This window comes from Advenella sp. EE-W14 (genome assembly GCF_012923605.1).
GTDB lineage: Bacteria > Pseudomonadota > Gammaproteobacteria > Burkholderiales > Burkholderiaceae_B > Advenella > Advenella alkanexedens.
Genome location: NZ_JAAVNG010000009.1, coordinates 16,613 through 42,671 on the forward strand (window position 1 = coordinate 16,613; position 26,059 = coordinate 42,671).

Sequence of the window (26,059 nt, forward strand, 5' to 3'; positions counted from 1 at the left end):
CCTGATCTTAAGAATTAATGTGTAATGATGGTGGGCAGTCCTGCACGTGACAAAGCACCCTGTAATGGCTCGTCAGGAAGCAGGTGGGCCAGCCAGCGCCGGGCCTCAAGCAGTTTTTCAAGGTTAATACCGGTTTGCAGGCCATACTCTTCCAGCAGGAAACAAAGATCTTCGGTAGCGATGTTACCGGTTGCGCCGGGGGCAAACGGGCAACCACCCAAGCCTCCCAAAGAGGCATCAAAGTGTCTGACACCAGCGTCCAGGGCAGCCAGTACGTTAGCCATACCCATGCCGCGCGTGTCATGAAAATGAGCGCCAACCGGCAGCTTGCCGAGTAGTTGACGCAGTTGGGTAAACAGGTTTCTGACTTGTCTGGGGCCCGCAAAACCAACCGTGTCTCCCAATGCGATATGGTCAACACCGGCTTGTGCCATTCTGTCTGCAATGTTCAGAACTGTCTTGCTTTCAATATGGCCCTCATAGGTGCAGCCAAAAGAAGTGGCAATGGCACCGGTGATGTGTGGCGGTTCGGGCTGTTGCTTGACCATTTCAATTAATCTTGCCACTGTAGCCAGCGCATTTTCAAGTGTGGTGCGGGCATTTTTTTGTGAATGCGTGGCACTGGCTGAAAGGACAAATACAATATTTTTTGCACCGGCCTCCAGGGCGCGCATGGCGCCTTTTTCATTCAGCACCAGTGCTGAAAGCACCAGCCTGGGGTTCAGTTGCCCCTGCTCGACCATTGTTTGGGCATCAAAGAATTGGGGGATCACATGCGCGGGAACAAACGAGGTGATTTCAAAGGCGCGAACACCGGCTTCAGACTCAACCTTGAGCCATTCTATTTTGTCTTGGGTGGCAATGGTATCCAGGCTCTGAATGCCATCACGCAAACCGACTTCCCGCACGAAGACCTGATTGTTATCAGTCATGACAAGCTCTCTTCAGTCAAGGGTTGCAGGGCAGGGGGCGCAAGCCGGATGGCAGGCCTTTGTCCGTCAAGGCGAATGGGCAGACCCATGAATTTCATGGCTGAATCGGGGACATCCTGCATAACACCCAAGGCTTGCGCCTGTTCGCAGCCAAAGGCTTCAGCCGTGTCCTGTACCGGAGCACAAGGCACGTTGGCTTCACGCAATTTGGCAGTCCAATATTCGCGTGTTTGCTGGCTTAATTCATTCTGGATCAACTCATCAAGGATGTTTCGGTGGATGACGCGTTGCGGGTTATTGGCAAAACGTTCATCTTCAGTCCATTCGCTGTGGGCCAGCACTTTGCACAGCCTGGCAAACAGGCCGTTATTGCCTGCGGCCACCACCAGGTGTCCGTCAGCCGTCTGGTAGGCGCGGTAAGGTACAATGGTTGCCGCCCCTGATCCATGTCTGCCTGGAACCTGGCCGCTGGACATATGCTGGGCGCTGGCAACCTGCATCCAGCTTAAGGAAGTTTCGAAAAGGGAAACCTCAACATGAGCACCTTCCTGCATTTTCTCGCGTTGTAACAGGGCAGACAGAATGCCAATGGCGGCCCACATGCCAGTACCACAGTCAATGACTGAATAGCCCGTCCTGACCGGGGGCTGACCCGGCTCACCAGTCACGCTCATTAGGCCACCGTAGGCTTGCATCAGCGGGTCGTAACCAGGCAGCTCAGATAACGGACCACCACTGCCAAAGGCACCCATATCACAGTAAATCAGCTCGGGTTTAGTGGCACGCAGGGTTTTTTCATCAAGACCCAGGCCTTCCAGGACACCCGGTCTGAAGTTCTGGATAATGACATCCGCCTGCGCGATGAATTGTTTTCTGAGTTGTTCAACCTGTTGTGGATCCCTGAAATTGCAAATTTGGGATTGTTTGTTCCGGTTTAAGGTCTGGAACATGGCCGAAGCACCTTCCCAGTCTGGCGGGCCCCAGTGACGGGCATCGTCACCCGCCGGTTTTTCAATCTTAATCACCGTGGCACCTAAATCAGCCAGGATTTGGGCGGCAAATGGGGCAGCAACATTCTGCCCAATTTCAAAAACGGTGTAGCCTTGCAATGGCAATGGTTTAATGGTGTTCATGGTGTTCATTTTCATTCTTACCAGCCCTTGAAATTGGGTTTGCGCTTTTCATTGAAGGCCAGAATGCCTTCCTTGCGATCCTGGCTGTGAACCATGCGTTGATACGCTTCAAGTTCAAACATCATGCCGGAGTTCAGATCCATTTGTAAACCGTAGTGGATTGAGTGTTTTGCCTGCCTGATTGAAAGCGGGGCATTGGTGGCAATTTTTTGTGCGGCTTCAAGTGTTTTTTCCAGGACTTCATCCGGTTCGAATACACGGTTGACGACTCCCCATTCGCAAGCTTCATCGGCACTGAAAGGACTTGCGGTCAGAATGATTTCCTTTGCGCGACGTTCGCCAACAGCCCTTGGCAAGGTTTGTGTACCGCCTCCGCCAGGCATGATACCCAGGGATACTTCTGTCAGGGCAAAGCGGGCGTTGCGCGATGCATAGGCAAAATCACACTGCAGCATCAATTCAAAGCCGCCACCAAAAGCATGGCCATTGACGGCAGCCAGAATGGGTAGTGGGCAGTTGAGAATTGAGCGGAAGGTGCGCTCAAAAAGTTCGTGCTGTAATACCCATTGCTCTTCAGTCAGGGTTTTGCGCTCTTTTAAGTCTCCGCCTGCGCAGAACGCCTTGTCACCAGCACCAGTGATAACAACGCAGCGATATTTGCGGTGCTCAAGCTCCAGGGGGTGAAACACATCATATAGTTCATGTCCGGCTTGGGTGTTGAAGGCATTGGAGACTTCCGGACGGTTCAGGGTGACCAGCAGAATCCCGGGAAACGGTTCTTCGACTTTTATGGTTTCGTAGGTTTTGTTCATGATTTATCCTTATTGATCGGGGCTGATACCCAGCATTTTTGCGGCTGATTTCCAGCGATTGAGATCTTCCTGGACGAACTCTTCAAATTTTTCAGGTGTTTCCGAGCCAATTGCCTGTAATCCAGATGCATTAAAGCGTTCAATAACGGGTTGGGCTTTAAGTGCAACCTGCATTTTCTCGTGTAAGGCTTTGATGACTTCCGGTGGTGTGTTTGCCGGTGCAAAAGCACCCATCCAGCCCTGGGAGGTAAAGTTTTTCAATCCTTCTACATTGGTTTCAGCAATGGAGGGGGTGTCGGGCATCAGAGGGGAACGCTGTGGGATAGTGACGGCCAGGCCTTTTGCCGCGCCGGCTTCAATTTGCCGGATAGCTGAAGCGTTGCCATCAAAAAGAATTTGTATCCTGCCGCCAATCAGGTCTTGAATAGCCTGGGTACTGCCTTTGTACGGAATTTCCTTGATGTCAATGTCGGCAGCTTCCTTGAAAAGTTCTGTAGTCAATTGGCTGATCGTACCGGCACCCAGTGAGCCGTAGTTCAGTTTTCCCGGATTGGCTTTTGCATAATCAATCAGCTCCTGCATGGTATTGAAAGGTGCATCCTTGTTGACAAGGACGACCATAGGGCCCTGGGCAAGCAAGGAGATGGGCACCAGATCTTTCAGTGGATCATAAGGCAGTTTTTTGGTGACTGGAATAATGCTGATGGGAGACAGTGACGTAATGGTAATGGTGTAACCGTCGGGTTTGCTTCGGATGAGTTGTTCAACCCCAATCGTGCCGCCGGCACCGCCTTTGTTTTCAATAATGAATGTTTGGCCAAATGCCTGCTCAAGTTGCTGGGCCATGGTGCGGCCCACCAGATCGGCAGAGTTGCCGGGTGGGAAGGTCACAATCGTGCTGACCGGTTTTTCAGGGTAGGCAGCCATTGACGTGCCTGTAAGGGAAATCATTCCGGCGATAACAAAACAGTTTTTTAGCTGTTTGGGAAAGTTCATGTAGGTCTCCTCAGTGTTGGTGTTGTAAGTGCAAGGTCTTGTTTTGTATTGTTTGAATGTATTATTATGCTAAAAGATGAACTAGTAAACATAAGGAATCCACAATATGGACTATAGTGATAATAAAAAAGAGGTGGGGGGAACGCAAAGTATTGGCCGTGCAACCGAAATCCTGCGCGTCATTGCCGCCTCGGACGGGTTGGGGTTTGGACTGGGAGAAATAGCAGAAAGGTCTGGTATTGAAAGACCTACCGTTCATCGAATATTGCGACGTTTAACGGCTGAGTCCATGCTGGTGCAGAATCCATTGACCCGAAACTATCATCTGGGGCCACTATTGTATGAACTTGGCCTTGCCGCCAGTTCATCGGTGCCTGCCCAGCAACTGTGTAAAGAAGCGTTGCAGGAGCTGTCGGGAATTACCGGAGACAGCGCTTTTTTAACGGTCAAAAGTGGTTATGATGTGGTTTGTCTTGATCGCGCTGAAGGCCACTTTCCCATTCGTGTGTTGAACCTGGGCGTAGGGCAGCGGCGTCCGTTGGGTTGCGGTGCTGGTAGCATCGCTTTGCTCAGCACCATGAGCGATGAGCAAGTGGAAAAAATCCTGTTGAAAAATGCCGCTTTGCTGGCCGCACGTGCAGAACCGTCCATCAATGAGTTCATGCAAATTATTGCCCAGGCAAGAACGCAGGGGTACGCCACCAAGGATGCCCCTGATTTGCCGGTTCGCTCATTATCAATGCCGGTCAGGGATGCTTATGGTAATGGCGTCTGTGCCTTGAGTGTATCAACACTGACGGTTCGCGTAGAACAGAATCACGACAAAATGGTGGGGGCTTTGAGGCGAATTGCAGAAGCGCTGGCCCTGAAAATCCGCGGTTCATTAATATTTAAAGACGTCTAGAGGCAAGACGTCTTTATGGGTTATGAAAAATTTCCTTTATTTACTCAACCTGAAAACAGGCATTTTCCTGCCTTCTTTCATGCGTTGGAAGGTCACTGTTACGGGGGCGCCAATTTTTAACTGGCTAACTTCGGTATCAATAATATTGCTCATGATGATGGGGCCTTCATTTAACTGAACATATGCCAGTGTGTAAGGAGGATCTGCTTTTTCAATATGGCTGAAGGCATAGAGCGTGCCCTGACCGCTTGCATTTAGCCAACCCGTATTGGCACTGCCGCACAAGGGGCAAATCATGCGCGGATACCAATGGGGTTTGTCGCAGTCGTGGCAGGTTTTCAGCAAGAGCTCATCTTTTTCCGCTGCTTCCCAAAAGGGTCTGGTTTCGGGATAGGCATTGGCATAGGCATCGGCAAGAAAGTCTGTGGGTTTATTATCCAGGTTATCCATGTTTATTCTCTTCCTAAAATCAGGGTGGCATGGGCATGGCCTTCGCCAACCACAAGGCCTGGGCCGGCAGCCAGTGCAATATCACAGTTTTTCACTTGTACAGCAGGGTGGGCTTCTTCGCGCAGCTGGCGAACCGCTTCAATAACTTTGGTAATGCCGCCGCGATTGGAGGGGTGATTGTTGCACAAGCCACCGCCATCAGTGTTCCATGGCAGTTTGCCCGTGCCGGAAATTAAATTGCCTTCGGCCACAAACTGGCCTGCCTGGCCTTTTTTGCAGAAACCCAGGTCTTCAAGCTGCATAAGAACCATGATCGTAAAGTTGTCGTAAATAGAGGCGTATTTAATATCATTGGGGGTAACGCCTGCCTCGGCAAAGGCCTCAGGGCCGGTCTTGATGGCGCCTGTTTCTGTTGGTGCAATATAGCCACCATGGCTGGTTTTAATGGTGTGGCTGGCACCCATGACTTTGACCAAAGGACGCTTGAGTGACTTTGCTATCTCAGGCGTGGTAACAATAAGTGCACCACCACCATCGGTAATGACGCAGCAGTCAAGCCTGTGCAGGGGAGGCGCAATAATGGGTGAATTAATGACGTCCTCAACCGTGACCACTTTTTTTAGCAGGGCATTTTCATTATATTGGGCATGATGTGAGGCAGCGACCTTGATGGCGGCCAGTTGTTCGGCGGTGGTACCATACTCATGCATATGCCGCTGGGTAATCATGCCATAAATGCCGGTAATGGTCGGTTTGTACGGTAAATCCCATGGGGTTTCCGGGCGTTCCGGCCCGAGTATACGGGGGGCGGTGCCAGTGGCCACCCCCGTGCTTTTGGGTTTGCCGGCCAGGGTAATCAGGGCAACACGGCATTTACCTGCGGCAATGGCCTGTGCCGCGCGTTCCACATGGGCAATATAAGAACACCCCCCAATTTCCGTACCGTCCAGCCAGCTTAGATTAAGGTTAAGGTATTCAGCCATGGAAATCGGGCTGCCACCGGGAACGTCACCGGCACAAAAGTAGCCGTCTATATCCTTTAATTCCAGCCCTGCATCCTGCAAGGCACCCAACGCGCTTTCTGCGTGAAGCTGGGCAACTGATTTATCGGGAGCAAACCGGGTAGGGTGCTCATAAGCGCCAATAATATAGGCCTTGTTTTTGATCGTCATTACAAACTCCGGGAAACTGGGTGTTTACATTTTGGGGATGTTGGCTGCGCGAATGACATTTCCCCATTTTTCATATTCATTTTTCACAAAAGTTGCCGTTTCTTCCGGTGTATAAATAACAGGAATGACCGATGCAGTATCCATTGTTTTACGCAATTCAGGGTTTTTCTGGGCAGCATTGATGAGTGCGTTAAGTTTTTGTGTGGTGGCAGAAGGGGTGTTTTTAGGTGCAAAGGCTGCCAGCCAGCCCACTACCTCGAACCCGGGTACACCCGATTCTGCGATGGTGGGAACATTGGGTAATTCAGTGGTGCGTTTGGATGTTGTCACGGCCAGGGCTTTTACCTTGCCCGATTTTGTCTGGCTGACCGCAGCGCCGATATTGGTAAACATGAAATCAACGTGGCCACCGATTAAGGCTGACATGGCTTCAGAAGGACCACCGAACGGGATATGCGTGTATTGAATGTCCTTGACCTCAATTTTGAGTAATTCAGCGGCAAGATGCGCAGAACTGCCAATGCTGCCCGATGCATAATTCAGTTCGTTTTTGCTGTTTCTGATGTAGTCAATAAATTCTTCAAAGGTATTTGCCGGGAAATCCTGTTTTACAAGCAGCACATTCCCGTTCAGGCTAAACATGGCAATCGGCTGAAAATCCTCAAGTGGATTGTAAGGTGCTTTTTGCATCATTTGGGGTGTAATGGCATGGGTAACATTGGTCCCAAGCAATAGGGTGTAGCCATCTGGGCTTGATTTGGCTACATGATTGGCACCAATGGTGGCCCCGGCTCCTGGCCGATTTTCTACAATAACAGGTTGTTTAAGGGAACCGGAGAGTTGTTTGGCAAAAGTGCGGGCGGTCAGGTCAGTAACACCACCTGCTGCAAATGGAACGGTTAAATGGATTGATTTGTTGGGGTATTCAGAGGCCGCATGGGTGGTGGCGCTTAAGGCTCCCATGGAAATGCAACCGGCTACGATTAAAAGTTTTTTTAACATCATCATTGTCTCCTTGTGTTATGCATGTCGAATGACTGTCTGCATTTTTATCGTCTTACAGGCCTAGCTAACCATTCTGTCCTGCTGGTTCCAGAACTTGCTGCGAATGGTTTTTTTATCAATCTTTCCCAGTGACGTTAAGGGAAGCTGTTCTTCAAAGAAGATGGCTTTAGGAGTATTTACCGGTCCTTTTTCCTTCAGTACAAAATCAATCAGTTCTTTTTCACTTGGTTTGGTGCCTGGTTTTAACACAACAATGGCAGTGACTTCTTCTCCCCATTTTTCGTGTGGTACACCAATGACGGCAGACATGGCAATGGCAGGGTGTGTGGCAAGGCAATTTTCAATTTCACTGGGGTAAACATTAAAACCGCCAGAAATAATCATGTCTTTGGCCCGGTCAACAATGTACAGATAACCTTGTTCGTCCTGTCGGGCCATGTCTCCGGTATGCAACCATTGACCGACAAAGACTTTTTCATTTTCTTCGTGGCGGTTCAGATAGCCTTCCATGACAAGCGGACCACGGACACAAATCTCACCAATTTCTCCTGTTGGAACTTCATTCAATTCTGTATCCAGTAACTTGACCGTATTGCCAGGAATAACGCGACCGCAGGAACGAAGTAAATGGGGGCGGGAGGGGTCATGATCTTCTTTGCGCAAGTAGCTGATCATCATGGGGGCTTCAGCCTGGCCATAAAGTTGTCCAAAAACCGGACCAATTTTCTGTAAAGCCTCAAGTAGACGGGAAGGCGCCATGGGAGAAGCACCATATAAGATATATTCAAGACTGGACAATTTGGTCTGATCCAGTTGTGGATAATCCAGCAATGTATAAATTTGGGTTGGCACCATAAAACTTGCATTGATCTGGTGCTGCGCGACATATTCCATGAAGCTGTTCGCAGCGTATTTGTCCAGCAAGTGCATGGTGCCACCACGCAGGAAAATAGGCAGCACGAAAGAGCCGGCAGCGTGCGAAATGGGCGTGGTTGCCAAAAAGCGTATGTTTTGTGGCCATTCATAGTAAGCGAGCTGGTAAGTAACCATGGTGATCGCCGTGCGGTGAGTTTGTAAAATGCCTTTTGAACGACCGGTTGTTCCACCCGAATATGAAATTTTTGTGAAGTCATCAGGCAGGGATTCAATACTGATTGGTTCGGTGCTCATGGTTAAAGCCTGTTGCAATAAACCAGCATCAATTGAAGATGGTGCCAGGGTCAGTACTTGCTCAACCGTGTTTTTTTGATACAGGGCTTGCACGCGTTCAGGAAATTTAATGCCGTCGGCAATCAGCATGCGTGCTTGGGCGTCTTGTAAAACAAAACAATGATCGCTTTCCGATGCCATGGGGTGCAGGGAAATATACCGTAAACCCAATAATTGCACGGCAATGAGTGTCACCAGGGAATCAATGTTGTTGCTTAAGAGCAAGGCAACGGTATCCTGGCGTTTCATGCCTTTAAGTTTTAACAGATGGGCAATTTGAAAGGATTTGGCTGCCACTTCCCGGTAAGTGAGTTGCTGATTTGAATCTGCCAGGGCAAGGCGCTCTGGAAAAGCCTTGAAGGCGGAAAGGAATAGTTCGGGCACTGTGGTGGTGCTGTAAAGGGCTGAGGTTTTCGGCTGCATGAGTTGTCTCTATTGATTGTGGTACTAATTTGGTTATTACGGTACCGTTTTTATGAGTATTATTGATATTGTGGTACCAAGTCAATAGGGAAAGTACCAAAAATACTCAAGCAGTTATAATGGGAAACTTTTAAGGCGATGAAAACGATGGCACGACGAACAGAAGCGGTATTCATGCAGCAATTGACAGCGCTGCTTATCACGGAAGGTATTTCCAAATTGACCATTGCCGATATTGCCGCCCGTTTGAAGTGCTCAAAAAGACGAATCTATCAGATTGCACCGGGCAAAGAAGAATTGTTTCTTCATATTTGTCGTGAGGTTTTCAATTCGAAACTTGAGCAGGGTTTTGCCAAGGCCAATAAAGAAAGTGAACCCGTCAGGATTATTAAGGCTTATTTGACGGCAACCTTAAATACCTCGGGTATCAGCAAAGCGTGCCTGATTGATCTGGAAGCGACAGAGCAGGGCAGAAAATTGTTTGACGACTATCAATTGGCACGGGTCAGGGGACTGGAGGGCATTATTGAGGAAGGGATTAAACAGCAGGTGTTTGCTCCACAGCATCCCAGATTGGTATCGGAAGCCATTTTGGGTGCTGCCCATCGGCTTAGAAATCCTGTTTTTCTAGAGGAAACCGGCATGCGCATTGGTGATGCTTTTGAGCAGTTTTATCGGTTGGTGCTTGAAGGCTTGCTTAAAAGGCATGATTAACAGGCCTAATAAAATGTGTGTCCGAAGTGTCCTTTTATTTTATTGAACCCGACTTTCCAAATTGCTGAACGAGGACATATACCAATATTTTTGAATTGATTTTCAGGGTACGCTTCGATCAATTAAATTATTAAAAAAGGATAGGAGATTACCGTGAAGTTATTGAATAAATTGACCGTTCTTGGTGCCTTGATGCTAAGTCAATGTCTGGTTGCACCAGTTGCCAGCGCACAAAAAAATGATTTTCCCAATAAACCATTGAATTTTATTGTTCCTTTCCCGCCGGGGGGGCCGACTGATGTAGCTGGTCGTGTGCTGGCTGATGCTTTGGGTAAAAAACTGAACCAGACCGTTGTGGTGGAAAATAAATCAGGAGCCTCCGGATCCATTGGTATTAGCCAACTGATCAGAAGCAAACCAGATGGATACACGGTAGCGGGTCTGGCCGCCCCCAGTTTGACCGCACCATTCATACTGGCACAAGCGCCCTATGATCTGGAGAAGGATATCAAGTCAGTGGGTACTGCCTATATCACGCCATTGGTTATTGTGGTAAATGCTAAAAAACATCCTGACATTACCGATATGAAGTCATTGGCACAGGCAGCCAAAAACAGTAAAGATGGCATCAACTATACGTCAGCCGCCATTGGCAGTACGGCCAATCTTGCCATGGAATTGATTAAAAAAGATTTGGGCATCAAAATGACGCACATCCCTTATCGGGGTAGTGCACCAGCGGTAACCGCATTGCTGGCAGGTGATGTGCCCGTCATGTATTCTGATCTGGTAGCCGTACTTCCTCAGATCAAGGCGGGTAATTTGCGTCCTATCGCGGTCAATACTGATGTGCGGCTTGAGGAGTTGCCGGATGTGCCAACACTGAAAGAACAGGACATTCAGGCAAGTAAAGCGGTGTCATGGTCCGGTTTAGTGGTTCCCAAAGATACGCCTGACGCTACGGTAAAAATTCTGTCGGATGCCTTGGCAAGCGTTGTTAATGATCCGGATACCCAGACCAGGCTCAAGGCGGTCGGTGCGTATCCTTATTACACTAATTCGCAAACCATGCAGGATACCATTGCCAGGGATTCCGCCATTTGGTCCGGGGTGATTGAGGAAAATAATTTAAGGCAGAATTGATCGTCTTTAATATCAGTTTCCGATCGCAGCCTGTGGGCGGTATTTCTTGTTTTTTGAAACTGGGCCTGACCTTATTTGTCGGGCCCGTTGCGTTGGGGCTGGGTTTAAGTGCCTTAGCTGACCCAGATAAACCGGTCACGCAGTAATTCGGTTTCTCCCTGCCACCGATAGGCGCAAAGTTTTCCCTTGGTGAGCGATTTCGTGTTCCTGGCTGCAATGCTATAGTCAAGGCAGGCAATATAAGGTGTGAGAGGTTCGGGCTCTCCAGTCATCCAGTAATGGCCGACAAACAGAGGCTTGTCACTTTGATAGCCCGGTACAATGTCATTGGGAACGGGGATGTGTGGAATTTGCTCGATGGCGCTGGGGGGAACCATGGCCAGTTCACGATACGTCAATCCATTAAGCTCCCACCATTGGGCACGGATTTCATTGCGAAAATTGCCGTCTTTGTCATCAAAACCGTAGCCTGAAGGCAGTTCAATATTCAGTCCTTTCAGAACGGTTTCCATGGCTTCGAAAATTTCCGTTCCTTTTGTTCCAAGTATTGGCCAGGCCTGCGGTTGTATGCGGTTTTGGGTATCCAGAAAGGGTGCCAGTATTTTCAGTGAGGGTAAGTGCCAGCAGGCATGAATCACCCTGAAGCCTGGAAATTCCAGGAATAGGGGCAGCGTTGCGAACCAGGTGGTGATTTCCTGGTGAAGGGCGGAGCCTTCAATAACCTGTTCTAAAAAAGCCTGATGTTGACGTAAATATCTTTCGGTATGGGGGCGAAGAAATTCGCCTGGTTTATCAGGGTTGGGGATTGTCCAGGCAACAGCGTTAAATTCATGGTTGCCCATGACCGCCAGGGCGGCATTGTTTTCAACCATGGCTTTGGCGATCAGGACAGCCTCTACCTGTTCAGGGCCCCGGTCGATAAAATCACCCAAAAAAACAACTTTACGCTCGGGGTGTTGCCAATATCCATTTTCCTCAGTGTAGTCCAGCTTTGCAAGCAGTTGCTTCAGGGGTTGGGCATGGCCGTGAATATCGCCAATCAAATCGTACATGTTGCGGTTTGTTCAGAAGTGTTTTTATATGTTTTTTGTAGAGTGTGAAGATGTTTTTTTATTTTTAGCATGAGTAAGGATTTACAGGAGGATTGTAAGTTTTTAATAAGTAAATAATGCGAAAAATGGGTAATGATTGTTATGCGGCCATATCATACAGTCTTTCGTCATCCCTGAACCAGCCGGTGATGCTCCAGCGGGGTTTTTGGCAGGGCAAGACTTCGTGCTCAATCAGGTCGCTTCTGAAAATGACTGTTCTGCCTGCAACGGGAAGTATACGTTGAATTTCTAATCGGGGATTTTCAGGATCATACAAGACCAGCTCTCCACCGTCCGCTTGGCTCCATTCCGGATTCAGGTAGCTGACCAGGGTGATTTTCCGGAAGGTGGTGTTTTTGTGTTGGTCCAGATGACGGGCATAGCCGGTGCCCGACGCATAACGGGCATAGTGCAATTCCATTTGTTTCAGGCCCAGAAAAAAATACCGGTTTAATGCCTGTTGCATTAAACCGGTTAATTGAAATATTTCCTGGCTGGCTGGGTATTGACTTTCTGGTTCAAGCCAAAGAATAGAATCACCGCGAATGGATGTTACCCGTGCCAGTTGCTGTTCGCGTCCAATACGGGCATCATGGAACTGGCCCTGTTCCCAGCGTTGCTGCCCCTCTGTAAATAGACGGTGTGTAAGGGAGGCCGGGATGAGTGCATCACAAACCGCCCAGCCATGGGTTTCCAGTGCTGATAAAATGTCATTTATTGCATTCATGATGAAGCTTCTATATTAAAAACAGGATCGACTCGAATCGCAATCTCCAAAAGGTTTTTTTGATTAAACGGTATTGCCGTTGTTTTTCAGTATTTTTATACTGGAAAAAATGAACAAAAATAAATCCGGGAAATGATTTTATATGGACTGGAACGGGCTGTACAGAATTTTTTTCATAAAAGGAAGTCATGAAAATGAATGCAAACAAATGGCTTGTCCTGTTTTTTTTGATATGGCCATGTATGGCTGGTTCGCAACAGGTGTCAGAAACAACCCAGGAGATGGTTTTTGCTGCCGCTTTTGATTATTATTTTTTGCATGAGTTTTGCGCGCCCTATGACCCAACGCTTTCAGCAGACAGTCTTGAACAGAAAATGCAGGAAGATGCCCGGCAGATTTTACAGCTGAGCAAACAAAAAGCTTACATTTTCGTGGCGGATTTTATCAGCAGTTATACTGAATTTGTGTCGGATAATGATGAGTATGGGCAGGCCATTTCCCATCGGGTTGAGCAGTTCAATGCGATTAACAGTGCAGTCAAACAGGATAGTTGTCTTTCCATGAAGCAAGACAGAAGCAGGCGATTTCAGGAAGCGCTTAGGCGCCTGAGATCAGAGTTATAGACTTGTATATGGCTTGTGGAAATATTTGAATGCCTTTAGAAAGCCGCTCGCCCCTGAGGTGCTTCATGGTTTAAGAAGCGTCTCAGAATGCCGGCTGAATAAAACCGGGCGACTTGCTCCAGAAAAGCATTAAAGTCAATGTGTGCCGAGCCATTGGCATGGTCCGATATGATACGTGCGATGGCAAAAGGTATCTCATATTCATAACATACCTGAGCGACCGAGGCTCCTTCCATTTCTACGCATAAGGCAGCGGGCAGGTCTTGTTGCAATTGCAGGGAATGGTTGATATCACTGACAAAACAGTCACCGCTGATGATAATGCCGGTATGGCATTGCGGCTTATAAAGCTTGAATGTTTCCCGGGAAGCGCTATCAACGTCTATGGCCAGGTCTTGGTAAATGTAATCCTGCGCACATTGTTGCAGCTGTGCGGAAAGGCTGCTGTCAGCATCAAAATGGCTGACGCCGAGCAAGGGCACTTCATACCGGGGGAAAAGCGGGCTTGCATTAATGTCATATTGCAATAATTGAGTGGCGACAACCACATCCCCCACCTTGACCTTTTTATTGAGACTGCCAGCAACACCGGTAAACAGTACTGCGTTGACCTTGAATTCCCGGATGAGCGTTACGGTTGTTGCTGCAGCGGCGACTTTGCCAACACGTGATAGTACAACTACACAGGGGCGACCCATGATAGTGCCCTCGTGATAATCGCGCTGGCCAATTCGATGGATGCGCACATTGGGTCCCATGGCCTGTAGAAGGCTGGCAATTTCCTGGTGCAGGGCGGCAATAATTCCGAGAACAGACATGTCTTGATGAGGGAGATTTAAACAAGCCGATATTGTAAGGCTGCACCGGCATTAATGTGTGAAAACCGTTGTTTTGCACAAAGAAGAAGGTTTGAGAATTCGTGTGGTTTTATGTCGTTCAATTTAATTGGCCTGAAGGTTAATTCATCAGGCCAATTGTCTGTTGATTATCCAATGCCTTTTTCATGTTTGGGAACCCATTTGCCGTTGGCGTCTTTCACGACTTGAATCAGCCCTTCCATGGGGTTGGTTAGCGAGCCTTCCCACATGGGTTTGGTGGCAATCCAGTGCTGCAGTGAGTGGACCTCACCGGTATCGGGGTCCATTAACATCAATTTTTGCTCTTTTTCCTTTTCCATCTTTATCTCCTTGAGTGGTTAGACACCTAAATGGTCTGAAAAGTGATCTGAGCCAGATTTGGGTTATTGTTATTATTGTCAACGCTTGTATCAAGCATAACGTATTGTTCATCACAATACAAATATCGGTTTTATGTCCGTTGCTGCAATCGCATAATAGCGGTTGTCGTCAACAAAAAAAGCCTGTTTGTTTATGAACAGGCTTTTTTTTATTTGCTTGAAGATATGAATTATTTTTTCATCATGTCGAAAAACTGATCATTGTTTTTCGTTGCGCGGATTTTATCCATAATGAATTCCATTGCTTCAACTTCATCCATTTCATGAATGAATTTACGCAGCACCCATACTTTTTGCAGGGTTTCGGGTTTCATCAGCAACTCTTCGCGACGAGTGCCCGTTTTGTTCAGGTTGATGGCCGGGTACAGGCGTTTTTCAGCCAAACGGCGCTCAAGGTGAACCTCGGAGTTACCGGTGCCTTTGAATTCTTCGTAAATCACCTCATCCATGCGACTGCCGGTTTCAATCAGGGCCGTACCAATAATGGTCAGTGAGCCACCTTCTTCAAGGTTACGTGCGGCGCCAAAGAAACGTTTGGGGCGTTGCAGGGCGTTGGCATCCACACCGCCGGTCAATACTTTGCCTGAAGCGGGTACAACCGTATTGTAGGCACGGGCAAGACGGGTAATGGAGTCAAGCAAAATGACCACGTCTTTTTTCAGCTCAACCAGACGCTTGGCTTTTTCAATGACCATCTCGGCAACCTGTACGTGGCGGGTTGCAGGTTCGTCAAAGGTAGAGGCAACCACCTCACCACGAACGGTGCGTTGCATTTCGGTCACTTCTTCGGGGCGTTCATCAACCAGCAAAACGATTAAAACGGCTTCCGGGTAGTTGGCCGAAATGGAGTGCGCAATGTGCTGCATCATGACGGTTTTACCGGATTTGGGGCTGGCGACAATTAAAGCGCGCTGGCCTTTACCCATGGGGGCGAAAATATCCAGAATACGACCGGTATAGTTTTCTTCGCTTTTGATGTCGCGCTCGAAAATCATCGGTTTGTTTGGATGCAGGGGTGTGAGGTTTTCGAACATGATGCGGTGTTTCATCAGTTCTGGTGCCACACCATTCACTTTTTCAACCTTGACTAATGCAAAATAACGTTCTCCGTCTTTGGGAACGCGAACTTCACCTTCGATAGAGTCGCCAGTGTGCAGGTTGAAACGACGAATTTGCGAGGGGGAAATATAAATGTCGTCGGTGCTGGCCAGATAAGAAGTTTCTGGAGAACGCAGGAAACCAAAACCGTCGGGAAGAACCTCCAGGACACCATCACCGAAAATTTGTTCGCCTTGTTTTGCCCGTCGCTTCATGATGGCAAACATGAGTTCCTGCTTGCGAAAACGGTTTGCGTTGTCTATTTCCAGGGTGGCTGCCATTTCAAGCAGCTGCGACACATGCAGTGCCTTGAGTTCGTTAAGATGCATTATTTTTAATGAGAATAAATTAGAGAGTGAGAACATTGGCGGGCTACGGATGAGCCCGCGCGACGAATAAAATACGTTGGGTGATTTTAGATGGCGCTATCGATAAAGCTTGTAAGTTGTGCCTTGTTGACCGCACCCACTTTGGTGGCAACGGCTTCGCCATTTTTGAAAACCATCAGGGTAGGAATGCCGCGGATGCCAAATTGCGCTGCCACTTCAGGATGATCCTGAACATCTACCTTGACGACTTGCAGGCGTCCTTCGTATTCTTTGGCAACCTCTTCAAGGACAGGAGCAATGGCTTTACAGGGACCACACCAAGGGGCCCAATAGTCAACCAGTACGGGTTTGTCAGACTTGAGAACGTCAGCGTTAAAGCTGGATTCTGTCGCGTGTTTGATAGTATCGCTCATACGAATTAAATTTTATATTGGTGAAATTGTAATAGCCAAGTACACTGGCTTGGAAAATTGTTCGCTTGTTTCAGGAACACAATGTGTATTGCCACTCCTGTAAGAATAACATTTATATCTAAAGATTGTATGGAAATGCCCGAATGGCACGACAAAATCACTAATCAGACTTTAAAATGTCTGTTTTTTTGCACAGTATAGAGACTAACGTGGCGATCAAAACAAGTTATGACGAGGCTTCCATCCGGGTTCTGAAAGGTCTTGAACCTGTTCGTGAGCGACCTGGCATGTATACGCGGACTGAAAATCCGCTTCATATCATTCAGGAAGTCATTGATAATGCGGCCGATGAGGCGCTGGCCGGTTACGGAAAACATATTCAGGTTATTTTGCATGCTGATCATAGTGTGACGGTTGAAGATGACGGACGAGGTATTCCGATCGGTTTGCATCCTGAAGAAAAAGTGCCCGTGGTTGAAATTGTATTTACCCGCCTGCATGCAGGGGGCAAATTTGATAAAAAGGCCGGTGGCGCTTATGCGTTTTCAGGTGGTTTGCATGGTGTGGGGGTGTCGGTCACTAACGCACTGTCTCAGCGACTTGAAGTGCAGGTATGGCGCGACGGAAAAATCAATGAACTGGTTTTTGCCAATGGTGGTGATGTCCTGACGCCTTTGCATGTGGCGGCCGGTTCGGTGCCACGTAAAAAAACCGGTACGCGGGTTCGTGTCTGGCCAGACAATAAGTATTTTGATTCGCCCACCATTCCAGTGGCGGAGTTGGCGCATTTGCTGCGCAGCAAGGCTGTCTTGATGCCTGGTATTAAAGTGTCTTTAACCCTTGAAAAAACGGGTGAATCACGTGAGTGGCATTATGAAGACGGTCTGCAGGGATATTTGAAAGAGGCCCTGGCTGATACGGAATTGTTGATTCCCATGTTTGCGGGTAAGGAATATGCCGGAAAAAACCATGAAACCTTTGCCCCGGGGGAAGGGGCCGAATGGGTGGTGTGCTGGACAACAGAAGGTCCGGTGATTCGCGAGTCTTATGTCAACCTGATTCCTACCTCAGCCGGGGGCACCCATGAGTCGGGCCTGCGTGAGGGGCTTTTCAACGCCTTAAAGAATTTTGCCGATTTGCACAGCTTATTGCCCAAGGGGATCAAGCTGTTGCCTGAAGACGTTTTTTCCCGGGCCAGTTTTGTGTTGTCAGCCAAAGTGCTCGATCCTCAGTTTCAGGGACAAATCAAAGAACGGCTCAATAGTCGGGATGCCGTCAGGTTGGTGGGCGGTTTTTCAAAGAGTGCCCTGGAGCTGTGGTTAAACAGTAATGTTGAATATGGTAAAAAACTGGCGGAACTGGCTATTCGTCAGGCGCAGGCCCGTACCCGCTCAAACCAGAAGATAGAAAAACGCAAAAGTTCGGGTGTTGCGGTGTTGCCAGGAAAACTGACCGATTGTGAGTCACATGACAATACCCGTACCGAGGTGTTTCTGGTCGAAGGTGACTCGGCCGGTGGTTCGGCCAAAATGGGCAGGGATAAAGAATTTCAGGCGATCTTGCCCTTGCGGGGTAAAGTGTTGAATGCCTGGGAAGTGGATCGTGATCGCCTCTTTGCCAATAATGAAATTCATGATATTTCGGTGGCGATCGGTGTAGATCCCCATGGTCCCAAAGATAACCCGGATTTGTCCGGTTTGCGTTATCGTCGCATTTGCATTCTTTCCGATGCGGACGTTGACGGGTCCCATATTCAGGTTTTATTGCTGACCCTGTTTTACCGGCATTTTCCCCGTTTGGTGGAAAACGGCTTTGTGTTTATTGCCAAGCCACCGCTGTTCAGGGTGGATGTGCCTGCACAAGGCAAGCGTCCCGCCAGAAAAATTTATTGTCTTGACCAGGCCGAGCTGGATGCGGTTCAGGACAAGCTGGTGAATGCCGAAGGCGTCAAGCCGTTCGCCTTGTCAATCAGCCGTTTTAAAGGCTTGGGTGAAATGAGTCCCGAGCAGCTGTGGGAAACCACCATGAACCCGGATACCCGTCGTTTACTGCCGGTGGGCTATGGTGAACTAACGCCGGAAGAGACCAAAAAAATGTTTGAAATGCTAATGGGTAAGGGTGAGTCGTCGCAACGACGTGCCTGGATTGAAGAAAAAGGTAATCTGGCCGAATTGGATGTGTAATGAGTGAATTGGATACGATATTGAATAACGAGCCTGGTGATGATGAGACCATCACGCTGGGACATTATGCTGAACAGGCCTATCTTGATTATGCGGTTTCAGTCGTAAAAGGAAGGGCTTTGCCCGATGTGGGCGATGGACAAAAGCCCGTGCAGCGCCGTATCTTGTATGCGATGAGCGAGATGGGATTGCGTGCCGGTGCCAAGCCGGTGAAGTCGGCCCGGGTTGTGGGTGATGTGCTGGGTAAATACCATCCCCATGGTGATCAGGCAGCCTATGATGCGCTTGTACGCATGGCGCAAAGTTTTTCCCTGCGATATCCGCTGGTGGACGGGCAGGGCAATTTTGGCTCGCGCGATGGTGATGGTGCGGCCGCCATGCGTTATACCGAGGCAAGGCTGACACCTATTGCGGCCCTGTTGCTGGATGAGCTTGATGAAGGTACGGTGGATTTTGCACCTAACTATGATGGTAGTCAGCAGGAGCCACAAATGTTGCCGGCTCGCCTGCCGGTGATGCTGCTTAACGGGGCTTCGGGCATTGCGGTGGGTATGGCTACCGAAATTCCATCGCATAATTTGCGTGAGGTGGCCCAGGCCTGCGTTGCTTTGCTTAAACAGCCCAAAATCAGCAATGAAGAACTTCATGCGATTATTCCCGGGCCGGATTTCTCGGGTGGGGCACAAATCATTTCTTCCCGTGAGGAAATTGCGGCTATTTATGCCAGCGGCAAAGGTTCCCTGAAAGCGCGTGCCCGTTGGGTTTTTGAGGAAATGGCGCGTGGCCAGTGGCAATTGGTGGTCACTGAATTGCCGCCTAATGCTTCCGGGCAAAAAGTATTGGAAGAAATAGAGGAGCTGACCAATCCCAAAGTCAAGTCAGGCAAAAAGTCTTTAACAGCCGACCAGCAAAATAATAAGGCCAGCATGTTGGCCATGCTGGATGCCGTGCGTGATGAGTCGGGTAAGGATGCTGCCGTAAGGTTGGTATTCGAGCCCAAATCCTCTCGCGTGGACCGTGATGAGTTTGTGAATTTGTTGCTGGCGCATACCTGCATGGAAAGCAGCGTTCCCGTTAACCTGGTGTGTATTGGTATTGATGGCCGTCCGCGACAACGTGATTTGCGTACCATTTTGGAAGAATGGCTGGCGTTCAGGACACAAACCGTCACGCGTCGCAGCCGCCATCGCCTTGACAAGGTGCTGGATCGGATTCACGTGCTTGAAGGCAGGATGCTGGTTTACCTTAACATTGACGAGGTTGTGCAAACCATTCGTGATTCCGATGAGCCAAGAACCGCATTAATGACGCGCTTTAACCTGACCGAGCGTCAGGCCGAAGATATTCTTGAAATGCGATTGCGCCAATTGGCACGGCTTGAAGGCATCAAAATAGAGCAAGAACTGGAAGACAAGCGACAGGAGCAGCTCAAGCTGCAGGACTTGCTGGATAATCCGGGTGTTCTGAAACGACTGATTATCAAAGAAATTGAAGCGGATGCCAAAAAATATGGTGACGATCGCCGAACGGTGATTGAAGAAGCTGAACGGGCGATTATTGAAACCAAAGTGGTTGATGAGCCGGTAACGGTGATTGTTTCTGAAAAAGGCTGGCTGCGTTCCCGTCAGGGGCATGGTCATGATACCAATCAATTCAATTTCAAGTCGGGCGACAAGTTGTATGCCGCCTATGAATGTCGCAGTACTGACACGCTGATTGGTGTTGGAGATAACGGTCGGGTGTACTCGGTGGCAGTGGGTAGTCTGCCTTCTGCGCGAGGCGATGGCCAGCCCATTACTTCGATGGTGGATCTTGAAAGCGGTACGCATATTATTCATATCATGGCAGGGGCTTCTGACAGTCGCTGGCTGTTGGCACAAACCGGCGGCCTTGGTTTCAGTGCCCGGATTTCCGATATGAGCAGCCGGCAAAAGGCGGGTAAACAGTTCATTACGCTTGAAAAGGGAGATGTCCTGATGCGGCCGGTTCCTTTGTTTGAAGAGGCCAAATATCTGGCCATGCTGACAAAAGGGGGGCGTTTTCTGGTTATTGAATTGGGCGAGGTCAAATCTTTGTCGGGGGGCGGACGGGGTACAATCCTGATGTCGCTGGATAAAAACGATCAGCTCGATCAATTGATTCCCATCAGTGAACAAGGGTTGACGGTTTCGGGCATCTACCGGAACAAACAGGTGGATGAAATCCTGGCCTTGGGTGATTTGCAGGAATATATAGGAAAGCGTGCCCGCAAGGGAAAACAGCTTGATGTGCGCATGAAGCAGGCGGTTCTTTTTCCGGTAATTTAACGGGAAGCAATTTTGCCGATATCTGATCGTGTCATAATTGCAGTCAGTTATGACACGATTCCTTTTATTTGAAAGATTTAAACGAATTTTGAATATATTATGAGCTTTAATATCACGGTTCACCCAAGTAACCATCAATTTATTGCCAAAGAAGGGCAAACCATTCTTGATGCAGCTCTTGAGGCTGGCATTATTCTTCCATACAGCTGTAAAAGCGGTTCCTGCGGCTCATGTAAAGGCAAGGTTCTGTCAGGCACCATAGAGCAGTCTCCTGCCGTTTCCCAGGTGGTTGGCGAAGAAGAGCGGGAACAGGGTTTAACCCTGTTCTGCCAGGCAACGGCAACCAGTCATCTTGAAATTGAAAGTCGCGAAATCCGCATGGCCAGCGATATTCAGGTCAGGAAAATGCCTGTTCGAGTGGTAGATATGGAAAAAGTGGCCGATGATGTCATGGTACTGAAATTGCAAATGCCCGCCGCTGAGCCATTTCGTTACTATGCCGGCCAATATGTGGAATTCATTCTTAAGGATGGACGTCGTCGCAGTTATTCCATGGCTTCTGCCCCTAACGGTAACGAGCCGGTAGAGTTGCATATCCGTCATATGCCGGGTGGCGTATTTACCGATCATGTTTTTGGTGCTGGTGAAACACAAATGAAGGTGCGTGAGATTTTGCGTGCGGAAGGTCCGCTGGGCTCGTTCTTTTTGCGTGAAGACTCGGACAAACCCATTGTGTTTGTAGTAAGTGGAACCGGTTTTGCGCCTGTAAAAGCCATGATGGAAGTCATTATTGAAAAGGGCATTACCCGACCCGTAACTCTGTATTGGGGTGGCCGCAGACCCAAAGACTTGTACATGAGCGAACTGGTTAGCCAGTGGGAAGCGCAGTTACCATTCTTTACCTTTGTGCCGGTTATTTCAGACGCCTTGCCCGAAGACAACTGGACAGGCCGGACAGGGTTTGTACACAAGGCCATTATCGAGGATTTCCCTGATTTGTCATCGCATCAGGTTTATGCCTGTGGTGCGCCAATCATGGTCAGCAGTGCGCGCAAGGAATTTGTGGCCAATTGCAGTCTTCCCGAAAACGAGTTTTATGCCGACTCGTTCACTTCCGAAGCCGATGTGGCCCGGCTGGATGCGGCCAAGGCCTGATTCTTGGCCTGAAACCACCTTCCCGTCACGCTGCGTTTTTGTCCGTCCGTAAATGTCGCAGCTTGTCGGGTGGTGTCCTGCGTTGCATGATGATTGGGTTTCGTAACTTGAGTCAGGTTAATCATGGCAGGAATAATTCGTCCTTTTGCCTGTGTGCTGGTGGCAGGCATGCTCACGGGCTGTGCAACACAACCCGAATGGTTGGTCCGTAAACGTCTTTATCCCCAATGGGAAGTATCCAATCGCAGTGTTAACCAATATTCCTTTGATTGGTCTTTAAGCGGCGATCCCGAGATTGCACCTTTGCAGGTTTTTAGCACGGGCAATGAAATATGGTTGCAATTTGAGCCAGAGGCCGCCATACCGGCAATCTTTGCCGTTCAGGCCAAAGGCGAGAAACCCTTGCCTTATTATCGCAATGATCCTTACATCATTATCAAGGGAAACTGGGCTGAGCTGTCCTTAAGGGCGGGAAACCGGGTGGTGCGGGCACGTCACTGGCAAGAAAACAACATCCAATAAACCTGTCTTTAGAATGTGAGCAGGCGTTTTTATGTGGCCTTGGAGGGGGCATTTAGCATGCTCAAGTGTCAAAAATGCACTTATTTGCTAAACACCCCTTATAATTGGCGGTTAAATCAAATTTATTCAGCCACTTTTACACGATGAAATCAGCAGAAATAAGACAAAAGTTTCTACAGTTCTTTGAGTCTAAAGGCCACACCATTGTTCCATCTTCGTCATTGGTGCCCGGAAATGATCCAACCCTGTTGTTTACCAACTCAGGCATGGTGCAATTCAAGGATGTCTTTACCGGTAAAGAAACCCGTCCGTACAAACGGGCAACCTCTTCACAGCGATGCCTGCGTGCAGGTGGCAAGCATAATGACCTTGAAAATGTGGGTTATACCGCTCGCCATCACACCTTCTTTGAAATGCTTGGCAATTTCAGCTTTGGTGACTACTTCAAACGGGAAGCCATCAAGAACGCATGGGAACTGCTTACGCAGGTTTACCATCTGCCTGCTGAAAAGCTTTGGGTAACGGTTTATCATGAAGATGACGAGGCGTATGAAATCTGGAACAAAGAGGTAGGTGTTCCGGTAGAGCAAATCATTCGTATTGGCGACAACAAGGGCGCGCGCTATGCGTCCGACAACTTCTGGCAAATGGCCGATACCGGTCCTTGTGGGCCCTGCTCGGAAATTTTCTATGATCATGGTCCCGATGTCTGGGGTGGCCCACCGGGCTCTCCCGAGGAAGACGGGGATCGTTATATCGAAATCTGGAACCTGGTGTTCATGCAGTTCGATCGCGATGCGGCCGGTGTCATGCATCCGCTGCCTCGTCCTTGTGTGGATACCGGTATGGGCCTGGAGCGTGTTTCTGCTGTTTTGCAGCATGTGCATTCCAACTATCAAATCGATCTGTTCCAGAACCTGATCAAGGCGGCTGCCCGTGAAACGGGTGTGGCCGATCTTGAGAACAACTCCCTTAAAGTCATTGCCGATCATATTCGTGCCTGCAGTTTCATGATTGTTGATGGTGTTATTCCCGGCAATGAAGGCCGTGGTTATGTATTGCGTCGCATTATTCGCCGTGCATTGCGTCATGGTTATCAATTGGGTCAGGCCAAGCCGTTCTTCCATAAACTGGTGGCCGACCTGGTCAAGGAAATGGGCGAAGCCTATCCAGAACTGGTCCAGCATCAGGAGCGTGTAACCCAGGTGCTTAAGCAAGAAGAGGAGCGCTTCCAGGAAACCCTTGAAAAAGGCATGAAAATCCTGGACGCCGAATTGGAATCCACAGCTAAAGGTGGCGCCCTTAATGGTGAAACGGCCTTTACGCTTTATGATACCTTTGGTTTTCCCTTTGATCTGACGGCAGATATTTGTCGTGAGCGGGGCTATGAGGTGGATGAGCGGGGCTATGAAGAGGCCATGAATCGTCAGCGTGAAATGGCCAGGGCAAGTGGCAAGTTCAAAATGGCGCAGGCCTTGAGCTATTCTGGTGAGCAAACCCGTTTTGAGGGGTATGAGCATTTGCAAACCAATGCCAAGGTGCTGGCTGTTTATGTGGATGGCGCATTGGTTGAGTCTGCTGCCGAAGGGCAGGATGCTGTTATTGTCCTTGATAACACGCCATTCTATGCGGAATCGGGTGGCCAGGTGGGTGATACCGGCATTCTGGCCGGTTTTGGCAGTCAATTCAATGTTCATGACACCCAAAAAATCCAATCCAATGTTTTTGGTCATCATGGTACCGTTACCTTGGGAACGATCAAGACCGGTGATTTGCTTGATGCGCATGTCGATGTCGAGCGTCGCCAGCGCACCATGCGCAATCACTCGGTGACTCATCTCATGCATAAGGCGTTGCGTCAGGTGCTGGGCGAGCACGTGCAGCAGCGCGGCTCTTTGGTGGATCCTGATAAAACCCGTTTTGACTTTGCGCATGATGCACCTGTTACCGCCGAAGAAATCAGCCGGGTGGAAGATATTGTCAATGCTGAAATCCTTAACAATACTGACGTTACCGCGCAGCTGATGTCTTTTGATGATGCTGTGGCTGGTGGTGCGATGGCCCTGTTTGGCGAGAAGTATGGTGACGAGGTTCGTGTGCTGGACATTGGCTTTTCCCGTGAGTTGTGTGGGGGTACTCATGTGCATCGTACCGGTGATATCGGTCTGTTCAAGATTGTGTCCGAGGGCGGTGTGGCAGCGGGGATTCGTCGAATCGAGGCCATTACCGGCAGCAATGCACTGGCCTGGGTTCGTAACCTTAACAAATCGGTTCAGCAAGCAGCGGCTCACCTGAAGGCTAATCCAGCCGAACTGGTTGAAAAGGCCCGTCAGGCACAAGAACATATCCGTTCTCTTGAAAAAGAGGTGGATCAGCTCAAGGCCAAAGTCGCTTCCGCAGCCAGTGCCGATCTGTCATCCCAGGCGGTGGATGTGAATGGTATCAAGGTGTTGGCGGCAGTCATTAAAGGGGCTGACCCTAAATCACTGCGCGGTATGATCGATCAGCTGAAAGACAAGCTGAAGACTGCGGTGATTGTGCTGGCGGCAGAGGCCGATGGCAAAATCAGTGTTGCGGCCGGTGTCACGGCCGATACTACCGGTAAAGTCAAGGCTGGCGATCTGGTGTCTCATGTTTCCACGCAAATCGGAGGCAAAGGCGGTGGCCGCCCCGATATGGCAATGGGTGGCGGTACCGACCTTCAGGCTTTGGATGCTGCGATTGCCGGAGTTCGTGCCTGGGTTGAGGCCAAAGTATAAACATGTCTGAGAAATATTCTTATGTTTTGGAGGTGGATACCAGTGGTTTGGTTTGTCCACTTCCAATCCTTAAGGCTAAAAAGGCTCTGGCTACCATAGAAAGTGGACAGGTCCTGAAGGTCATTACGACTGATAAAAATGCCATTAAGGATTTCCAGGCTTTTGCGACCCAGACCAAAAATGAGCTGGTGGCCCAAGAGGTTCTTGATGCCAGCGCGGTGCATTACCTTAAACGAAGATAGTGTATGTTGCCTATATGTCAAAAGCGGGGTGTTAGTCTCTTGCTTTTGACTGGCTTTATAAATTAAGATTGCATTCTGTCTTCATCTGTTGATATAATCACTCGTTTCATATTTATTTAATTTTACAAGAAAGGACTACCTATGGTGGTGATTCGTCTAGCCCGTGGTGGCTCAAAAAAACGCCCATTTTACAACATTGTTGCCGCTGATTCACGCAATCGTCGTGATGGTCGCTTCATCGAGCGCGTTGGTTTTTACAATCCTGTTGCCAAAGAAGGTGCAGAGGCCCTGCGTATCGAACTTGATCGTTTGAACCACTGGGTTGGTAATGGTGCGCAACTGTCACCTGTTGTACAGCGTTTGGTTAAAGAGTTTTCTGCCAAAGCAGCTGCCTGATAGTTTTTCTGTCAGACAAAATGATTCGACCGTTTGCGATGGCTGGCGGTCGTTTTGTTTTTTGTGAGCTGGCTTCTGTTTTTTT

General features: G+C 49.0%; 25 protein-coding genes. 11 read left to right on the plus strand and 14 right to left on the minus strand.

The features are described 5' to 3' along the window. Positions 1-14: 14 nt before the first annotated feature. From HCX92_RS07390 to HCX92_RS07405, 4 genes are read right to left on the minus strand one after another with little or no spacing between them, the layout of a single operon-like run. A complete protein-coding gene (locus HCX92_RS07390) occupies positions 15-932 on the minus strand; it encodes a hydroxymethylglutaryl-CoA lyase (protein WP_169294308.1) in 918 nt (305 codons plus the stop codon). Continuing rightward, positions 929-2,074, minus strand: coding sequence for a CaiB/BaiF CoA-transferase family protein (locus HCX92_RS07395; protein WP_169294309.1), 1,146 nt, complete (start codon positions 2,072-2,074; stop codon positions 929-931). The genes HCX92_RS07390 and HCX92_RS07395 overlap by 4 nt, the downstream gene beginning before the upstream one ends. Before the next feature lie 8 nt (positions 2,075-2,082). Beyond that, complete coding sequence (locus HCX92_RS07400) at positions 2,083-2,877, minus strand: enoyl-CoA hydratase/isomerase family protein (protein ID WP_169294310.1); 795 nt, start codon at positions 2,875-2,877, stop codon at positions 2,083-2,085. 9 nt (positions 2,878-2,886) lie between these two features. After that, complete coding sequence (locus HCX92_RS07405; RefSeq protein WP_169294311.1) at positions 2,887-3,873, minus strand: tripartite tricarboxylate transporter substrate binding protein; 987 nt, start codon at positions 3,871-3,873, stop codon at positions 2,887-2,889. A gap of 106 nt (positions 3,874-3,979) precedes the next feature. Here HCX92_RS07405 and HCX92_RS07410 point away from each other — a divergent pair, with 106 nt between their 5' ends. Further along, positions 3,980-4,777: an IclR family transcriptional regulator gene (locus HCX92_RS07410; protein ID WP_169294312.1), complete on the plus strand. Its 798-nt coding sequence runs from the start codon at positions 3,980-3,982 to the stop codon at positions 4,775-4,777. A 36-nt stretch (positions 4,778-4,813) separates the two neighbouring features. Here the strand turns inward: HCX92_RS07410 and HCX92_RS07415 are convergent, their stop codons facing one another. The 4 genes from HCX92_RS07415 to HCX92_RS07430 are packed head-to-tail and all read right to left on the minus strand — an operon-like array spanning position 4,814 to position 9,036. Then, a complete protein-coding gene (locus HCX92_RS07415) occupies positions 4,814-5,227 on the minus strand; it encodes a Zn-ribbon domain-containing OB-fold protein (protein ID WP_169294313.1) in 414 nt (137 codons plus the stop codon). 2 nt (positions 5,228-5,229) lie between these two features. After that, positions 5,230-6,399 carry a thiolase domain-containing protein gene (locus HCX92_RS07420; RefSeq protein WP_169294314.1) on the minus strand — a complete coding sequence of 390 codons (1,170 nt, stop codon included), beginning with the start codon at positions 6,397-6,399 and terminating at the stop codon, positions 5,230-5,232. Positions 6,400-6,423: 24 nt separating this feature from the next. Further along, positions 6,424-7,404 carry a tripartite tricarboxylate transporter substrate binding protein gene (locus tag HCX92_RS07425; protein WP_169294315.1) on the minus strand — a complete coding sequence of 327 codons (981 nt, stop codon included), beginning with the start codon at positions 7,402-7,404 and terminating at the stop codon, positions 6,424-6,426. A gap of 60 nt (positions 7,405-7,464) precedes the next feature. Then, positions 7,465-9,036 (minus strand): AMP-binding protein, encoded by a 1,572-nt coding sequence (locus HCX92_RS07430; RefSeq protein ID WP_169294316.1) that lies wholly within the window; start codon positions 9,034-9,036, stop codon positions 7,465-7,467. 147 nt (positions 9,037-9,183) lie between these two features. Here HCX92_RS07430 and HCX92_RS07435 point away from each other — a divergent pair, with 147 nt between their 5' ends. Together HCX92_RS07435 and HCX92_RS07440 are read left to right on the plus strand one after the other, a co-directional pair. Beyond that, positions 9,184-9,750 carry a TetR/AcrR family transcriptional regulator gene (locus tag HCX92_RS07435; RefSeq protein ID WP_169294317.1) on the plus strand — a complete coding sequence of 189 codons (567 nt, stop codon included), beginning with the start codon at positions 9,184-9,186 and terminating at the stop codon, positions 9,748-9,750. A gap of 153 nt (positions 9,751-9,903) precedes the next feature. After that, entirely contained in the window at positions 9,904-10,893 is a 990-nt protein-coding gene (locus tag HCX92_RS07440) for a tripartite tricarboxylate transporter substrate binding protein (RefSeq protein ID WP_169294318.1), read from the plus strand. Positions 10,894-11,006: 113 nt separating this feature from the next. Here the strand turns inward: HCX92_RS07440 and HCX92_RS07445 are convergent, their stop codons facing one another. After that, positions 11,007-11,945, minus strand: coding sequence for a metallophosphoesterase (locus HCX92_RS07445; protein WP_169294319.1), 939 nt, complete (start codon positions 11,943-11,945; stop codon positions 11,007-11,009). Positions 11,946-12,084: 139 nt separating this feature from the next. Further along, a complete protein-coding gene (locus HCX92_RS07450; RefSeq protein ID WP_169294320.1) occupies positions 12,085-12,711 on the minus strand; it encodes a 2OG-Fe(II) oxygenase in 627 nt (208 codons plus the stop codon). Positions 12,712-12,953: 242 nt separating this feature from the next. Between HCX92_RS07450 and HCX92_RS07455 the strand changes: the two genes are divergently transcribed. After that, a complete protein-coding gene (locus tag HCX92_RS07455) occupies positions 12,954-13,334 on the plus strand; it encodes a hypothetical protein (protein WP_169294321.1) in 381 nt (126 codons plus the stop codon). A 35-nt stretch (positions 13,335-13,369) separates the two neighbouring features. Here the strand turns inward: HCX92_RS07455 and HCX92_RS07460 are convergent, their stop codons facing one another. The 4 genes from HCX92_RS07460 to trxA all read right to left on the minus strand — a co-directional run bounded on the left by HCX92_RS07460 (position 13,370) and on the right by trxA (position 16,411). Beyond that, complete coding sequence (locus HCX92_RS07460; protein WP_169294322.1) at positions 13,370-14,152, minus strand: 5'-methylthioadenosine/adenosylhomocysteine nucleosidase; 783 nt, start codon at positions 14,150-14,152, stop codon at positions 13,370-13,372. A 167-nt stretch (positions 14,153-14,319) separates the two neighbouring features. Further along, on the minus strand, positions 14,320-14,511 hold the full coding sequence (locus HCX92_RS07465) for a hypothetical protein (RefSeq protein ID WP_169294323.1): 192 nt from the start codon (positions 14,509-14,511) through the stop codon (positions 14,320-14,322). A 230-nt stretch (positions 14,512-14,741) separates the two neighbouring features. Further along, positions 14,742-15,998, minus strand: a complete 1,257-nt coding sequence (rho, locus tag HCX92_RS07470) for a transcription termination factor Rho (RefSeq protein WP_169294324.1) — start codon at positions 15,996-15,998, stop codon at positions 14,742-14,744. 86 nt (positions 15,999-16,084) lie between these two features. Beyond that, on the minus strand, positions 16,085-16,411 hold the full coding sequence (gene trxA, locus HCX92_RS07475) for a thioredoxin TrxA (RefSeq protein WP_169294325.1): 327 nt from the start codon (positions 16,409-16,411) through the stop codon (positions 16,085-16,087). A 176-nt stretch (positions 16,412-16,587) separates the two neighbouring features. Here trxA and parE point away from each other — a divergent pair, with 176 nt between their 5' ends. From parE to rpsP, 7 genes are all read left to right on the plus strand, one after another. Further along, positions 16,588-18,594 carry a DNA topoisomerase IV subunit B gene (gene parE, locus HCX92_RS07480; protein WP_169294326.1) on the plus strand — a complete coding sequence of 669 codons (2,007 nt, stop codon included), beginning with the start codon at positions 16,588-16,590 and terminating at the stop codon, positions 18,592-18,594. Next, positions 18,594-20,900, plus strand: coding sequence for a DNA topoisomerase IV subunit A (parC, locus tag HCX92_RS07485; protein ID WP_169294327.1), 2,307 nt, complete (start codon positions 18,594-18,596; stop codon positions 20,898-20,900). Before parE ends, parC begins: the two co-directional genes overlap by 1 nt. A gap of 99 nt (positions 20,901-20,999) precedes the next feature. Beyond that, positions 21,000-22,055, plus strand: a complete 1,056-nt coding sequence (locus HCX92_RS07490) for a CDP-6-deoxy-delta-3,4-glucoseen reductase (RefSeq protein ID WP_169294328.1) — start codon at positions 21,000-21,002, stop codon at positions 22,053-22,055. A 123-nt stretch (positions 22,056-22,178) separates the two neighbouring features. After that, complete coding sequence (locus HCX92_RS07495; RefSeq protein ID WP_246587482.1) at positions 22,179-22,577, plus strand: TrbG/VirB9 family P-type conjugative transfer protein; 399 nt, start codon at positions 22,179-22,181, stop codon at positions 22,575-22,577. Positions 22,578-22,720: 143 nt separating this feature from the next. Then, on the plus strand, positions 22,721-25,336 hold the full coding sequence (alaS, locus tag HCX92_RS07500) for an alanine--tRNA ligase (RefSeq protein ID WP_169294329.1): 2,616 nt from the start codon (positions 22,721-22,723) through the stop codon (positions 25,334-25,336). Positions 25,337-25,338: 2 nt separating this feature from the next. Beyond that, positions 25,339-25,578: a sulfurtransferase TusA family protein gene (locus HCX92_RS07505; RefSeq protein ID WP_169294330.1), complete on the plus strand. Its 240-nt coding sequence runs from the start codon at positions 25,339-25,341 to the stop codon at positions 25,576-25,578. A gap of 141 nt (positions 25,579-25,719) precedes the next feature. Beyond that, positions 25,720-25,974 carry a 30S ribosomal protein S16 gene (gene rpsP, locus HCX92_RS07510; RefSeq protein WP_169294331.1) on the plus strand — a complete coding sequence of 85 codons (255 nt, stop codon included), beginning with the start codon at positions 25,720-25,722 and terminating at the stop codon, positions 25,972-25,974. Positions 25,975-26,059 lie beyond the last annotated feature (85 nt).